Source organism: Streptomyces sp. AMJ-169, from assembly GCF_055597585.1.
The window spans coordinates 57,757-71,394 of the sequence record NZ_JBVLTJ010000002.1; the positions used below are offsets into that span (position 1 = coordinate 57,757).

The 13,638-nt window shown below is 71.6% G+C and carries 14 protein-coding genes; 9 read left to right on the plus strand and 5 right to left on the minus strand.

Translation table 11 applies throughout. The annotated features are described in order from the left end of the window. Positions 1 to 75 precede the first annotated feature (75 nt). The 9 genes from folP (at position 76) to ACYUD3_RS04895 (ending at position 7,500) form a co-directional block, all read left to right on the plus strand. Positions 76 to 1,080 carry a dihydropteroate synthase gene (folP, locus tag ACYUD3_RS04855; RefSeq protein ID WP_470964140.1) on the plus strand — a complete coding sequence of 335 codons (1,005 nt, stop codon included), beginning with the start codon at positions 76 to 78 and terminating at the stop codon, positions 1,078 to 1,080. Continuing rightward, entirely contained in the window at positions 1,077 to 1,583 is a 507-nt protein-coding gene (locus ACYUD3_RS04860; RefSeq protein WP_470964144.1) for a nuclear transport factor 2 family protein, read from the plus strand. Before folP ends, ACYUD3_RS04860 begins: the two co-directional genes overlap by 4 nt. Before the next feature lie 340 nt (positions 1,584 to 1,923). Next, the gene (gene folB, locus ACYUD3_RS04865; RefSeq protein ID WP_470964147.1) at positions 1,924 to 2,283 is read left to right on the plus strand and encodes a dihydroneopterin aldolase; all 360 of its coding nucleotides are present in this window, start codon (positions 1,924 to 1,926) and stop codon (positions 2,281 to 2,283) included. Further along, positions 2,280 to 2,891 carry a 2-amino-4-hydroxy-6-hydroxymethyldihydropteridine diphosphokinase gene (gene folK / locus ACYUD3_RS04870; RefSeq protein WP_470964149.1) on the plus strand — a complete coding sequence of 204 codons (612 nt, stop codon included), beginning with the start codon at positions 2,280 to 2,282 and terminating at the stop codon, positions 2,889 to 2,891. Before folB ends, folK begins: the two co-directional genes overlap by 4 nt. Before the next feature lie 67 nt (positions 2,892 to 2,958). Continuing rightward, entirely contained in the window at positions 2,959 to 3,447 is a 489-nt protein-coding gene (locus ACYUD3_RS04875; protein WP_470964152.1) for a DUF3180 domain-containing protein, read from the plus strand. Between the two features lie 163 nt (positions 3,448 to 3,610). After that, positions 3,611 to 4,078, plus strand: a complete 468-nt coding sequence (locus ACYUD3_RS04880; RefSeq protein ID WP_470964155.1) for a hypothetical protein — start codon at positions 3,611 to 3,613, stop codon at positions 4,076 to 4,078. Between the two features lie 48 nt (positions 4,079 to 4,126). Beyond that, positions 4,127 to 4,705: a hypothetical protein gene (locus tag ACYUD3_RS04885; RefSeq protein WP_470964159.1), complete on the plus strand. Its 579-nt coding sequence runs from the start codon at positions 4,127 to 4,129 to the stop codon at positions 4,703 to 4,705. Positions 4,706 to 4,720: 15 nt separating this feature from the next. Continuing rightward, positions 4,721 to 5,935, plus strand: a complete 1,215-nt coding sequence (locus ACYUD3_RS04890; RefSeq protein ID WP_470964162.1) for an MAB_1171c family putative transporter — start codon at positions 4,721 to 4,723, stop codon at positions 5,933 to 5,935. Further along, positions 5,935 to 7,500 carry an amidase family protein gene (locus ACYUD3_RS04895; RefSeq protein WP_470964165.1) on the plus strand — a complete coding sequence of 522 codons (1,566 nt, stop codon included), beginning with the start codon at positions 5,935 to 5,937 and terminating at the stop codon, positions 7,498 to 7,500. Before ACYUD3_RS04890 ends, ACYUD3_RS04895 begins: the two co-directional genes overlap by 1 nt. Positions 7,501 to 7,594: 94 nt before the next feature. Here the strand turns inward: ACYUD3_RS04895 and folE are convergent, their stop codons facing one another. The 5 genes from folE to ACYUD3_RS04920 all read right to left on the minus strand — a co-directional run bounded on the left by folE (position 7,595) and on the right by ACYUD3_RS04920 (position 13,590). Further along, a complete protein-coding gene (gene folE / locus ACYUD3_RS04900) occupies positions 7,595 to 8,200 on the minus strand; it encodes a GTP cyclohydrolase I FolE (RefSeq protein ID WP_470964168.1) in 606 nt (201 codons plus the stop codon). A gap of 152 nt (positions 8,201 to 8,352) precedes the next feature. Next, positions 8,353 to 10,383: an ATP-dependent zinc metalloprotease FtsH gene (gene ftsH / locus ACYUD3_RS04905; RefSeq protein WP_470964171.1), complete on the minus strand. Its 2,031-nt coding sequence runs from the start codon at positions 10,381 to 10,383 to the stop codon at positions 8,353 to 8,355. Positions 10,384 to 10,578: 195 nt separating this feature from the next. Next, positions 10,579 to 11,139 (minus strand): hypoxanthine phosphoribosyltransferase, encoded by a 561-nt coding sequence (hpt, locus tag ACYUD3_RS04910; RefSeq protein ID WP_470966011.1) that lies wholly within the window; start codon positions 11,137 to 11,139, stop codon positions 10,579 to 10,581. Between the two features lie 66 nt (positions 11,140 to 11,205). Continuing rightward, complete coding sequence (gene tilS, locus ACYUD3_RS04915) at positions 11,206 to 12,261, minus strand: tRNA lysidine(34) synthetase TilS (protein WP_470964174.1); 1,056 nt, start codon at positions 12,259 to 12,261, stop codon at positions 11,206 to 11,208. A gap of 195 nt (positions 12,262 to 12,456) precedes the next feature. Beyond that, complete coding sequence (locus ACYUD3_RS04920; protein ID WP_470964177.1) at positions 12,457 to 13,590, minus strand: zinc-dependent metalloprotease; 1,134 nt, start codon at positions 13,588 to 13,590, stop codon at positions 12,457 to 12,459. Between the last annotated feature and the right edge of the window lie 48 nt (positions 13,591 to 13,638).

The following is a 13,638-nucleotide window of genomic DNA, read 5'->3' on the forward strand; positions in this document are numbered from 1 at the left end:
AGCCCTTTCCCGCCAAAGAGGGCTCAGCCGGGGCTGGGGGCGTGGTGGATGGAGCGCTGGGCCTACGCTGAACGTATGAGCAAGCAGAGCGGGCGAGGGCGGGTCGCCGGGCTTCCCGAGTGGGACCGTTGCGCGGTGATGGGCGTCGTGAACGTGACGCCGGACTCGTTCTCCGACGGCGGTCGCTGGTTCGATCCGGCGCAGGCCGTGAAACGGGGCCTGAGCCTGGTGGCCGAGGGGGCGGACCTGGTCGACGTGGGCGGGGAGTCCACGCGGCCGGGGGCGGCGCGGGTCGGCGAGGAGGAGGAGCTGCGCCGGGTCGTGCCCGTGGTGCGCGACCTGGCCGCCGAGGGCGTGCTCGTCTCGGTCGACACGATGCGCGCGTCCGTCGCCGAGGCCTCCCTGGCCGCCGGCGCGGTCCTGGTCAACGACGTGAGCGGCGGCCTGGCCGACCCGGCGATGATCCCGGCCGTGGCCGCCTCGGGCGCCCCCTTCGTCGTGATGCACTGGCGCGGCTTCAACGAGGGCGGCAACATCCCGGGCGTGTACGCCGACGTCGTCACCGAAGTCATGGACGAGCTGCACGCGCGCGTGGACGCCGTGCTGGCCGGCGGCGTCGCGGCGGACCGGATCGTCGTCGACCCCGGTCTCGGCTTCTCCAAGAACGCCGAGCACGACCTGGCGCTCCTGGCCCACCTGGACCGGCTGCACGCCCTGGGGCTGCCCCTGCTGGTCGCGGCCTCCCGCAAGCGTTTCCTGGGCCATGTCCTGGCCGGCCCCGAGGGCACACCCCCGCCCGCGCGCGAGCGGGACGCCGCCACGGCCGCCGTCTCCGCGCTCGCCGCGCAGGCCGGCGCCTGGGCGGTGCGGGTGCACGAGGTGCGGGCGACCATGGACGCCGTACGCGTCGCGCGCGCCGTGGAGAGGGCGCGCGAGGCCGGTCAAGCGCCGGGCGCGCACATCGGCCGCCGTCAGCATTCCGAGCACGCCGAACACCCCCAGCGCATCGAGCGCCCCCAAGACTCCTCCGGCTCCGCCGCCCCCGTCACCGCCCCCGGCACCCCCGAAGGAGAGCGGTGAGCGCGCCCCACACGGACGTCGAGCAGGTCGAGGCCGCGAACACCGCCTTCTACGAGACGCTGGAGCGCGGCGACTTCGAGGGGCTCTCGGGGCTCTGGCTCACCCCGTCCGACCTGGGCGTCGACGAGGAGTACCACGACCCGGCGGACGTCGGCGTCGTCTCCTGCGTGCACCCCGGCTGGCCGGTGCTCACCGGGCGCGGCGAGGTGCTGCGGTCGTACGCGCTGATCATGGCGAACACCGACTACATCCAGTTCTTCCTGACGGACGTCCATGTGTCGGTGACCGGGGACACGGCCCTGGTGACCTGCACGGAGAACATCCTCAGCGGCGGGCCCGCGCCGGCCGCCGGGGAGGAGCTGGGGCCGCTGGTCGGACAGCTCGTCGTCGCCACGAACGTCTTCCGCCGCACCTCCGACGGCTGGAAGCTGTGGTCGCATCACGCGTCGCCGGTGCTGGCCGAGAACGAGGAGGACGACGACGAGGAGACGCCGTCGCCCTAGGCGCGCCGCCGTAGACATGGCAGCGCAGACATGACTACGCAGACATGACCGCGCAGACACACCGCCCCCCCACCCCACCACCCCAGCCCCACCCCCTCCCCCCACACGAACCAAGAAGTGGTTGGAATCACGAACCCGTGGGTAGGCGGGGCTTCCGACCCGTCAGCGGGCGGACGCGTCAAGGGAGTCGGTGAAGCGCCCCTTGCGCCCCGTCCCGGCCCCGCGCCCGCCGCGGACCGGCGCTGTCAGTGCTCGCGGGTAGATTCGTTCGAGGCCGGTGAGCCACCCGGGGTATGGGCGGCGGCCGTCCGCCAACCGACGACTTGCAGGAGTGATTCGCGTGGATCGTGTCGCGCTGCGCGGCCTGAAGGCCCGCGGGCACCACGGGGTGTTCCCCAAGGAGCGCGAGGAGGGGCAGACCTTCGTCGTGGACCTCGTGCTGGGTCTGGACACCCGCCCGGCCGCGGCGGACGACGACCTGACGAAGACCGTTCACTACGGCATCGTCGCCGAGGAGGTGGTGGCCGTCGTCCAGGGCGAGCCCGTCAACCTCATCGAGACGCTCGCCGAGCGCATCGCGCGCGCCTGCCTGGCGCATGACCTGGTCCAGGAGGTCGAGGTCCGCGTGCACAAGCCCGACGCGCCGATCACGGTCCCCTTCGACGACGTGACCGTCACGATCACCCGGAGCCGTACATGAACCAGTCCTACGTCCCCGGCCCCGTCGACCCGACCGTGCAGCCGGTGCCCGCGTCCGTCGTCGAGCAGGTCGACGCCGCCGACAGCACGCTGCACAACCCGCAGCGCGCGGTGATCTCCCTGGGCTCCAATCTGGGCAACCGGCTGGAGACGCTCCAGGGGGCCGTCGACGCGCTGGAGGACACTCCGGGGGTGCGGATCAAGGCCGTGTCGCCGGTGTACGAGACGGAGCCCTGGGGTGTCGAGCCGGGCAGCCAGCCGTCGTACTTCAACGCGGTGGTGGTCCTGAAGACGACGCTGCCCCCGTCGTCGCTGCTGGAGCGGGCGCACGCGGTGGAGGACGCCTTCGACCGGGTGCGGGACGAGCGCTGGGGCGCGCGCACGCTGGACGTGGACATCGTGTCGTACGCGAACGTCGTCGACGACGACCCGCGGCTGACGCTCCCGCACCCGCGCGCGCATGAGCGTGCTTTCGTCCTGGCGCCCTGGTACGACGTCGATCCGGAGGCCCAGTTGCCGGGTCTCGGCGGTGTCGGTGAGCTGCTCGCCGGGGTCGGCCTGAATGGTGTCGTGCCCCGCGCGGACCTGGAACTCCACCTGCCCTCATAGTCGTTAAGGTCAGTACGACCACTTGTCGCGGGCCGGCCGCGGCGGCTGGGGTAGCTGAAGGGACGCTGTGAGAGAGCTGCGCATCAGGTTGCTGGCCGGCGTGTTCGCCGTGGCCGGTGTCCTGTCCTGGGCGGGGGCCCGCCTCTGGAACTCGTTCGGGACCCTCCCCAGCGTCCCTCTGGCCGCGCCGATCGTCCTGGCCCTGATCGCCGTGGTCCTGCTGGCCACCGCGCTCTCGATCCGCGCCCGTCTGAAGGCCCAGCGCGAGCGGGTCGCGGGCGCCAAGGGGGTCGATCCGCTGATGGCCGCCCGCGCGGTCGTCTTCGGCCAGGCGAGCGCCCTGGTGGCCGCCCTGGTCGCCGGGATGTACGGCGGCACGGGGGTGTTCCTGCTGGAGCTGCTGGATCTCCCGGCCCGCCGTGACCAGGCCATCTACGCCGGCTTCTCGGTCCTGGCGGGGCTCGCGGTGATAGCGGCGGCCCTGTTCCTCGAACGGGTCTGCAAGCTCCCCGAGGACGACGAGCACAACGGCAACGGGCAGCCCTCGGCGGCCTGACGGCCCCTCAAGAATCAACAATAGTTGCGTTCAACGCATTGAACACCGCTCTCTCCTCTGCCATAGTCAACTATTGTTCAGACCGCAGAGGAGACGTCCCGCCGTGCCCGAAGGAACGCCCCAGGACGCCGGTTCAGCCCGGCCGCCGAGGGAACCGGTGCCCATGCCGGGGCCGTCCTCGACGTTCGCCGAGCGGCTGAACTACCTCTTCGACCGGTTCCGGCCGGCGGCGGACGACAAGGCCGCCGCCAACCCCAGGACCGGCGAGTACCGGCACAGCTACGTCGCCAAGAAGATCGCCGAGACCGGCAAGGGCTCCTTGACGTCCACGTACCTCGCGCAGCTGCGGGAGGGCGAGCGGCCCAACCCCAGCATCGCGATCGCGCGGCTGCTCGCGCAGTTCTTCTCGGTCCCCGCGTCCTTCCTGGTCGAGGACGAGGACACGGAGAAGATCCTCAGGCAGTTCGCCCTGGTCGAGTCGCTCAGGGAGAGCGGGGTGAAGAAGGTCGCGATGCGGATGCGGGGCCTGTCGCCCGCGCGGCAGGACGCCCTGCTGAAGATGGTCGACATCGCGCGGGAGGCCGAGGGGCTGCCCGCCGAACCGGACGACGACCCCACCGGCCGCCCGTGACGGCCAACCGCCGCGATCACCGCCCCCCACCGGCAGAAGGGACCGACCATGTGGCGCCGCAAGACCCGCAGGACCGCGGTCCCCGACCCGTCCGGGGCCCCCGAGGACGCCGACCCCGACGCGGCGCGGCGCGCCCAGGTCTACGACCGCAGCCGCGCCTTCCTCGACTCCCTGGATCTGCCGGCCGTCGCCAGTGTCCGCGATCTGGTGCCCTTCATCGAGGCGTGGACCGGCCGCCCGGTCAAGCTGATCCCGGTCGCGCACGACGAGATGCCCGAGGCCCTCGACGCGCAGGCGCCCTGCGGGATGTGGCTGGGCACGGACACCACCGACCACATCTTCTTCGACGCGGACACGAGCACCGCCCACGCCGATGTGATCATCGGCCACGAGTTCGCGCACATCCTGCGCGGACACCGCGACGAGGCGAACCCGGTCGGTGACCTGGGCGGTCTGGTCCCCGACCTGGACCCGGCCCTGGTGCGCGCCCTCCTGGGCCGCACGAAGTACGCCGAACCCGACGAGCACGAGGCCGAACTCCTCGGCTCCCTGCTGCAAGAACACGTCACCGCCCGCCCCGCCCCCGGCGAGGACGACGACCCGATAGCCCGCACCCTGCTGCGCTGACCGAGAAAGGGCACCGTGAAAGACATCCTGCACCCCGTGTGCCTGGCCATCGCCGGCGCCGGCTTCCTGATCCTGCTGCGCGACCTCGTCAAGAAGGACCGCCGCGACCCGGCCCTGGTCGCGCTCGCCTTCACCTACCTGTTCTCGGCGCTCAGCTACGCGGTCTCCCTGACCTGGGTGTGGGTGCGCATCGACCGCACCACGGGCGTCACCAACGTCTCCGTGCCGCTGGCCCAGTGCGCGGTCATCATGGTCTTCGCGCTCCAGGCGATCGTCCTGGCCCACTGGTCGAGGCCGCTGCCCCAGGCCCGGCGGCGCGCCCGCGGGCTGCTCGGCGCGGCGGGCGCCGTCATCGTCGGCATGGTCGTGCTGTTCGTGCTGCTCACCCCGGCGACGACCCGGCCCGTCGACTTCTCGACGTACTACGCGCACGACCCCTTCTACCAGGCGTACGTGCTGCTGTACTTCGGCACGTACACCGTCGCCGAGGTGTATCTGGCGCGCTCCTGCTGGAAGTACGCCCGGGGTGTGGCCCGTCCGTCGATCACCTGGGGGCTGCGGCTGATCAGTGTCGGCGCTCTCATCACGCTCGGCTACAGCACCGTCCGGATCGGCGCGGTCGGCGGCGCCGAGGTGGGTTTCACCGTGGCGCATCTGAACTCGTTCGCCTGGGCGTGCGGTGACATCGGGGCGACGCTCACCCAGATCGGGTACTTCCTGCCGGTCATCGCCATGCGGCTGACCGCCGTACGGGACTGGGCCGCCGAGCACCGCCGCTACGCCCGGCTGCATCCGCTGTGGGAGGCGCTCAGGGCGGCCGACCCGGGCATCGTCATGGAGGAGCCTCCGGGGCAGGGGGGCGAGCTGCGCGCGGGCCGTCGTATGCGGTTCCATCTGCTGCGGCACCGGGTCGAGATCCGGGACGGGCAGCGGGTGCTGCGTCCGTATCTCAGTGCGGCCGCGCGGGACGCGGCCGAGGCGCGGTGGCGGGCCGAGGGGCTCGCGGGCGGCGAACTGGCCGCGGCGGTCACGGCGGACCAGCTCCGGGACGCGCTGGCCCGCCACCGGCAGGGCGACGCGGTGACCCCGGCGGCGGAGTACGCCGACGCCGAGCTGGCCCTGGAGACGGTGGACGACGAACTGCGCCACCTCGTGCGGATCGCCACGTATTTCACGCCCCCGCAGCCGCGTTCCTCCGGCGCGCCGGCGTCCTCCGGAGCCCGTACGTGATGCGCCGCCGCTCCCTGCTGCGCGCGCCCGCCGCCGCGCTCCCCTTCGTCATCGCCCCAGAGGCGGTCATCGCCCCCACCGACACCGAGGCCCCCACCACCGTGAAGAACCTCCATCTGGCCCCCGCCCGCGAACAGGTCGCCGCCCTGCGCGCCGGCCGCATATCGAGCCGTCAGCTCCTCGACCGGCTCCTGGAGCATCACGCCCGGGTCAACCCGGGGCTGAACGCCGTGGTGACCCTCGACGCCGAGGGCGCGCGGGCCGCCGCCGACGCGGCCGACCGGCGGCTGGCCGCCACGGGCAAGCCGCTCGGCCCGCTGCACGGGCTGCCGCTGACCGTGAAGGACGCCCTGGAGACGCGGGGGCTGCGCACAACCAGCGGCTCGCCCGATCTCGCCGGGCACGTCCCGGACCGGGACGCCGACGCCGTCGCCCTGCTGCGCGCGGCCGGCGCCGTCGTCGTCGGCAAGACGAACGTGCCGACGATGTGCGCGGACATCCAGACGGCGAACCCGTTGTTCGGGCGGACGAGGAACCCCTTCGATCCGGAGAGGACGCCGGGCGGCTCCTCCGGGGGGCCTGCCGCCGCTGTCGCCGCGGGTCTGTCCAGCCTGGAGGTCGGTTCGGACCTCGCCGGGTCGCTGCGGCTGCCGGCCGCCTACTGCGGTGTCTACGCCCTGCGCACGTCGCGCGGCGCGAGCCCGGTCGTCCCGACCCGGGGTCACATCCCGCGGCTGCCTGGCTGGGCCACCAGCAGCGACATGATCAGCCTCGGCCCGATCGCCCGTACGGCCGACGACCTCGCCCTCCTCCTGGACGTCCTCGCCCAGCCCGCCCCGGCGGACCGCCCCGGCTGGCGGATCGACCTCCCGGCCCCGGCGAAGTCACGCCTGGGCGAGTACCGGGTCGGCCTGTGGGCGGACGACGCCTACTGCCGGGTCGGCGCCGACGTCCGCGCCCTGATGGACCGGGTCGCCGCGCTCGTACGGAAGTCCGGCGCGCGCCTGGACGACGCCGCGCGGCCGGTCGGTTTCGCGGACAGCGACCTGCTCTTCACCCGGCTGATGTACGCGACGGGGTCGGCGACCGCGTCCGAGGAGTCGTTCGCGGCGGATGTCGCGGCGGCGGAGAAGGCGCCCGAGGGGCCGGCCGGCGCCTATCTGCGCGGGCGGACCATGCGGCACCACGACTGGATGGTCCTCGACGAGCAGCGCCAGCGCTACCGGGCCGCGTGGGCGGAGTACTTCACCGAGCACGACGTCCTGATCACCCCGGCCGCGCCCACCACTGCCGTCCTCGACCAGACGGACACGCCTGCGCCGCAGCGGTTCATCACGGTCGACGGCGAGCGGCGCGGCTACTACGAGCAGACCGGCTGGCTGAACCTGGCGAGCCCGGTGGGCCTGCCTTCGGTGGTGCTCCCGGCGGGCGTGGACGCCCAGGGACTGCCGCTGTCCGTGCAGGTCATCGGCCCCTATCTGGCCGACCGTACGGTCGTCGCCGTGGCGGAGCTGCTCGCGCGGCTGCTGCCCGCCGCCCCGAAGGCGCCGGCGCTGACCTCCTGAGCTCTCGTTCAGCCCGTCACGGGGGTGTGGGCTGAGCGAGCAGACCGAAGGGCCCCAGGAAGCCGTTTCCCGGGGCCCTTCGGCTTTTCGCGGTTCAGCGCGCCATGATCAGGCTCATCGCCTCGTTGCGCGTCGCCGGGTCGCGCAGCTGCCCGCGCACGGCCGAGGTGATCGTCTTGGCGCCGGGCTTGCGCACACCTCGCATGGACATGCACATGTGCTCGCACTCGACGACGACGATGACCCCGCGCGGCTCCAGGATCTTCATCAGGGAGTCGGCCACCTGGGTGGTGAGCCGTTCCTGCACCTGGGGTCTGCGGGCGTAGACGTCGACGAGCCGGGCCAGCTTGGACAGTCCGGTGATCTTGCCGTCGGCGGACGGGATGTACCCGACGTGGGCGACCCCGACGAACGGCACCAGGTGGTGCTCGCAGCTGCTGAGCACCTCGATGTCCTTGACCAGCACCATCTCGTCGTGCCCGAGGTCGAAGGTGGTCGTCAGGACGTCCTCGGGCTTCTGCCACAGCCCCGCGAATATCTCCCGGTAGGCCCGCGCCACCCGCCCCGGGGTCTCCCGCAGCCCCTCCCGGTCCGGGTCCTCCCCGACGGCGATCAGCAGCTCGCGTACGGCGTTCTCGGCGCGTTTCTCGTCGAACTCGCCGATGGGGCCCTCGCCGTCCAGCGTCACGGCATCGGTCATGTGCTGCCTCGTTCCGGTCGGGGCACGCGTGCGGCCCGCTCTGTTCACGGCGGCGAGGGGGAGTGAAAGAAGAACGCCGCGCCCCCCAGGCTAGAACCTGGGGGGCGCGGCATCCATATCGGGCCTGGTGGGACCACCGGGGCCGAAGGGGTTCAGCTCTGTGCCGGCCGGTCCTCCGGGCCGTCGGCGGCGGCCGGTTCGGCGGCCGTCGCCTTGACGGTGGTGACCGTCGCCCCGTTGGCGCCGTTCGTCAGGGCCAGCTCCTTGGGGGAGAGGACCGGCGGACGGGTCGAGGGGGTGCGGCGGGAGGAGCCGGTCCACGCGGGCCGCGCGGGCCGCTTGTGGATCGCGGCGAAGATCTCGGCGATCTCCTCCTTGCCGAGGGTCTCCTTCTCCAGCAGCGCGAGCACGAGGTTGTCGAGGACGTCGCGGTTCTCGACCAGGATCTCCCAGGCCTCGTTGTGCGCGTTCTCGATGAGCTTCTTGACCTCTTCGTCGACCAGCGCGGCGACCTCTTCCGAGTAGTCGCGCTGGTGAGCCATCTCACGGCCGAGGAAGGGCTCGCTGTTGTCGCCGCCGAACTTGATGGCGCCGAGCCGCTCGGTCATGCCGTACTGGGTGACCATCGCGCGGGCCGTGGCGGTGGCCTTCTCGATGTCGTTCGAGGCGCCCGTGGTCGGGTCGTGGAAGACCAGTTCCTCGGCCGCCCGGCCGCCCAGCATGTAGGCGAGCTGGTCGAGCATCTCGTTGCGGGTGGTCGAGTACTTGTCCTCGTCCGGGAGCACCATCGTGTAGCCCAGGGCGCGGCCCCGGGACAGGATCGTGATCTTGTGGACGGGGTCGGAGTTGGGACAGGCCGCCGCGACCAGGGCGTGTCCGCCCTCGTGGTACGCGGTGATCTTCTTTTCCTTGTCCGACATGATCCGGGTCCGCTTCTGCGGGCCCGCGACGACTCGGTCGATCGCCTCGTCGAGCATGCTGTTGTCGATGAGCTTCTTGTCGCTGCGCGCGGTGAGCAGGGCGGCCTCGTTGAGGACGTTGCTCAGGTCGGCGCCGGTGAAGCCCGGCGTGCGGCGGGCGACGGCGGCCAGGTCGACGTCGGGCGCGACCGGCTTGCCCTTCTGGTGGACCTTGAGGATCTCCAGGCGGCCCTGGAGGTCCGGCGGGTCGACCGCGATCTGCCGGTCGAAGCGGCCCGGGCGCAGCAGCGCCGGGTCGAGGATGTCGGGCCGGTTCGTCGCGGCGATGAGGATCACGCCGCCCTTGACGTCGAAGCCGTCCATCTCGACGAGCAGCTGGTTCAGGGTCTGCTCGCGCTCGTCGTGACCACCGCCGAGGCCGGCGCCGCGGTGGCGGCCGACCGCGTCGATCTCGTCGACGAAGACGATCGCCGGGGCGTTCGCCTTGGCCTGCTCGAAGAGGTCACGCACCCGGGAGGCACCGACGCCGACGAACATCTCGACGAAGTCGGAACCCGAGATCGAGTAGAAGGGGACTCCGGCCTCACCGGCGACGGCGCGCGCGAGGAGCGTCTTGCCGGTGCCGGGACGGCCGTAGAGGAGCACGCCCTTGGGGATCTTGGCGCCGACGGCCTGGAACTTGGCCGGCTCCTGGAGGAACTCCTTGATCTCGTGGAGCTCCTCGACCGCTTCGTCGCAGCCCGCGACGTCCGCGAACGTCGTCTTCGGGGTGTCCTTGGTGATGAGCTTGGCCTTCGACTTGCCGAAGTTCATCACCCGGGAGCCGCCGCCCTGCATCTGATTCATCAGGAACAGGAAGACGACCACGATGAGGACGAAGGGGAGCAGGGACAGCAGGATGCCGACGAAGGCGTTCTGCTTGGTCGGGGAGACCGTGTACCCCTGGGGGATCTGCTTGTCCTGGTACTTGGTCTGTAGCGTGCCCGCGATGGTGACGCCCTGGTCACCGATGTAGCTCGCCTGGATCTTCGAGCTGCCCTTGATCTTCACACCGCTCTTGAGCGTGACCTTGATGGTCTGCTCGTCACCGGTGGTGATCTTGGCCGACTCGACCTGGTTGTTGTTGATCGCCTGAACGACCTGGCCGGTGTCCACCGTCTTGTAGCCGCCGGACGAGCCGACGACCTGCATCAACACGACCACGGCAAGGACGGCCAGCACGATCCACATGACCGGCCCACGGAAGTATCGCTTCACGTCCATCCATACGGAGCGGATGCCGCTCCGTCCCTCCTGCCATAGTGAGTTTGATAAGACAGTTCTTCTGACGGTACCCCAGCCTCGGTGGCCGAAGCCGCACACAAGTCCCGGCAGCGCCGTCTGCATGCTCCAACGGCGCGAATCCCGCTGGGGTTCCCGACCGCCCCGGAATCACTCGGATTCACCTCGTACGAGGCTTCAGCCGCCGTACACGTGGGGCGCGAGCGTACCGACGAACGGCAGGTTGCGGTACTTCTCCGCGTAGTCCAGGCCATAGCCGACGACGAACTCGTTAGGGATGTCGAACCCCACCCACTCGACGTCGATGGCGACCTTGGCCGCGTCGGGCTTGCGCAGCAGCGTGCACACCTTGAGCGACTCGGGCTCGCGCGAGCCGAGGTTCGACAGCAGCCAGGACAGGGTCAGGCCGGAGTCGATGATGTCCTCGACGATCAGGACATGGCGGCCCTTGATGTCGGCGTCGAGGTCCTTGAGGATGCGGACCACTCCGGAGGACTGGGTGCCCGCGCCGTACGAGGAGACGGCCATCCAGTCCATGGTGACGGGGGTGGACAGCGCGCGCGCGAGGTCCGCCATGACCATCACCGCGCCCTTGAGGACGCCGACGATCAGCAGGTCCTTGCCCTCGTACTCCGCGTCGATCTTCGCGGCCAGCTCGGCGAGCTTCGCGTCGATCTCTTCCTTGCTGATGAGTACCTCTTTGAGGTCGGCACCCATGTCTTTCGCGTCCACCCGCATCACTTTCGGTCGGTCCGTCCCACCGGCCAACCCGGGCCCCCGGAGCGCGGCTCCAGGGGTCGGGATTCAGCCTTGCCGGATCACCAGTCTGCCACCCTGGCGCTGGGCGACGACTTTGCCCGGGAGATTGATGGCTCCCTGGCCGCGCCAGCCGGTGATCAGCCGGTCGACCTCTTCGATGTGCCGGGCGAACAGCGAGCCCGCCGGGGCGCCCGCGGCGATGGCCGCGCGGCGCAGGACGCGGCGGCGTACGGCGGGCGGCAGCGCGTACAGCTTGGCGCACTCCAGGAGGCCCGCCGCGTCGCGGACGGTGCTCTCGGCCCGGCTGGCCCAGTCGTCGAGGGCGTCGGCGTCGTCGCGGGAGAGCTGGGCGGTGCGGGCGAGCGCCTCGACGACGCCTTTGCCGAGGGCCTTCTCCAGCGCGGGCAGGCCTTCGTGGCGCAGCCGGGAGCGGGTGTAGGCGGGGTCGGCGTTGTGGGGGTCGTCCCAGACAGGCAGGGACTGGACCATGCAGGCCTTGCGGGCGGTCTGCCGGTCGAGGCCGAGGAAGGGGCGCCGGTAACGGCCGCCGGCCCCCGAGACCGCGGCCATGCCCGACAGGGAGCGGATCCCGGAGCCGCGCGCGAGGCCCAGCAGGACGGTCTCGGCCTGGTCGTCGCGGGTGTGCCCGAGGAGGACGGCCGTGGCGCCGTGGCGTACGGCGGCGGCGTCCAGGGCGCTGTAGCGGGCGTCGCGGGCGGCGGCCTCGGGTCCGCCTTCGCGGCCCACGTGGACGGCGTGCGACTCGACGGGGTCGAGGCCGAGTTCGCGCAGGCGCAGGACGACTTCGTCGGCGCGCAGGTCGGAGCCGGGCTGGAGGCCGTGGTCGACGGTGACGCCGCCCGCGCGGACGCCGAGGCGGGGGGCCTCGAAGGCGAGGGCGGAGGCGAGGGCCATGGAGTCGGCGCCGCCGGAGCAGGCGACCAGCACCAGGGGGCGGGCGGGGAGGAGGGCGCTCGGGGTGCCCTGGGGTGTTCCGGTGGTACGGCCCGGGTCCGTCGTACGGGTGTGTTCGGTGAGGATGTCGTGGAGGACGCGGCGGACCGCCAGGCGTATCGCCGCGACCGCTGGATGGGGACCCATTGTCCGGTTCCCTTCATGAAGTTGTCGGGGGGTGAGCCCGAGGGTCGGTCACGCAGAGTGTGTAGATGGTGACAGAACCGGGCCGTTCCCCGAGCATCGCACGCCTATCCGTGGCTCACGGTCCCTCGGACGGGTGATTGCGGGGGCGTTCCCCTGCCGTCCGCCGGTTTCGCGTCACCCTTCGGCTGCGCCACGTCACTGTTCGGCCTTGCGGTGCACCCGGGAGACCCAGTCGGACGGCTTGGCGATCTCCGCCTTCGTGGGGAGGGTGTTGGGGGATGTCCACACCCGGTTGAAGCCGTCCATGCCGACCTGTTCGACGACCGCGCGGACGAACCGTTCGCCGTCACGGTACTGCTTGAGCTTGGCGTCGAGCCCCAGGAGCTTGCGCAGCGCGCTGTCCAGCCGGGAGGCGCCCTTGGCCCGCCGTTGCTGGAACTTCTCGCGGATCTCGGCGACGCTCGGGACGACCTCGGGGCCGACGCCGTCCATGACGAAGTCGGCGTGGCCCTCCAGGAGGGACATCACGGCCGTCACGCGCGCGAGGATCTCGCGCTGGGCGGGCGACTGGACGACCTCCACCAGGGAGTGCCCCCCGTCGTCCTCCTCGCCCTCGGGGCGGCCTCCCGCGAGGGACTGCGCGGCATCCCTGATGCGCTCCAGGAACGTCATGGGGTCGACGTCGGTCTCGCCCAGGAATGACTGGATCTCGCCCTCCAGGTGGTCCCGCAGCCAGGGGACCGCCGAGAACTGGGTGCGGTGCGTCTCCTCGTGGAGGCACACCCACAGGCGGAAGTCGTGCGGGTCGACGTCCAGTTCCCGCTCCACGTGGACGATGTTCGGCGCGACCAGGAGGAGCCGTCCGCCCCCGTCGGTGCCGGCGGGCAGGTCGCGCGTGGCCGGCGCGAACGTCTCGTACTGGCCGAGGACCCGGGACGACAGGAACGACAGGAGCATCCCGAGTTCGACGCCGGTGACCTTGCCGCCGACGGCCCCGAAGACGGCGCCCCCGGGTGAACTGCCGCGCCGCTGCTCCATCTTGTCGAGCAGGGGCTTGAGGACCGCGCGGAACCCGGCGACGTTGGCGCGGACCCAGCCGGGGCGGTCGACGACGAGGACGGGCGTGTCATGGGCGACGTCATCGCCCATACGGGTGAACCCCCGTACGTGCCCCTCGGACGCCTTCGCGTACCGCCGCAGCTCCGCGACGATCTGGCGGGCCTCGTCCCGGGAGACCTCGGGCCCGGGCCGCACCAGCCGCGTCGCGGTCGCCACCGCGAGATTCCAGTCGACCATCCCGGAAGAAGCGGCACCACCGATGCTCGTCATACGTCAACCGTACGTGAGGTGTTCCCTATGGGGGCAGGGCGTGGAGGC

What these genes read in the sequence shown, in the direction of transcription:
- ACYUD3_RS04920 (WP_470964177.1), bottom strand. Translation starts at nt 13,590, where the DNA reads ATGACGAGCATCGGTGGTGCCGCTTCTTCCGGGATGGTCGACTGGAAT.
- folE (WP_470964168.1), bottom strand. Translation starts at nt 8,200, where the DNA reads ATGACCGATGCCGTGACGCTGGACGGCGAGGGCCCCATCGGCGAGTTC.
- folP (WP_470964140.1), top strand. Translation starts at nt 76, where the DNA reads ATGAGCAAGCAGAGCGGGCGAGGGCGGGTCGCCGGGCTTCCCGAGTGG.
- hpt (WP_470966011.1), bottom strand. Translation starts at nt 11,139, where the DNA reads ATGCGGGTGGACGCGAAAGACATGGGTGCCGACCTCAAAGAGGTACTC.
- tilS (WP_470964174.1), bottom strand. Translation starts at nt 12,261, where the DNA reads ATGGGTCCCCATCCAGCGGTCGCGGCGATACGCCTGGCGGTCCGCCGC.
- ACYUD3_RS04895 (WP_470964165.1), top strand. Translation starts at nt 5,935, where the DNA reads ATGCGCCGCCGCTCCCTGCTGCGCGCGCCCGCCGCCGCGCTCCCCTTC.
- ACYUD3_RS04885 (WP_470964159.1), top strand. Translation starts at nt 4,127, where the DNA reads ATGTGGCGCCGCAAGACCCGCAGGACCGCGGTCCCCGACCCGTCCGGG.
- folK (WP_470964149.1), top strand. Translation starts at nt 2,280, where the DNA reads ATGAACCAGTCCTACGTCCCCGGCCCCGTCGACCCGACCGTGCAGCCG.
- ftsH (WP_470964171.1), bottom strand. Translation starts at nt 10,383, where the DNA reads ATGGACGTGAAGCGATACTTCCGTGGGCCGGTCATGTGGATCGTGCTG.
- ACYUD3_RS04880 (WP_470964155.1), top strand. Translation starts at nt 3,611, where the DNA reads ATGCCGGGGCCGTCCTCGACGTTCGCCGAGCGGCTGAACTACCTCTTC.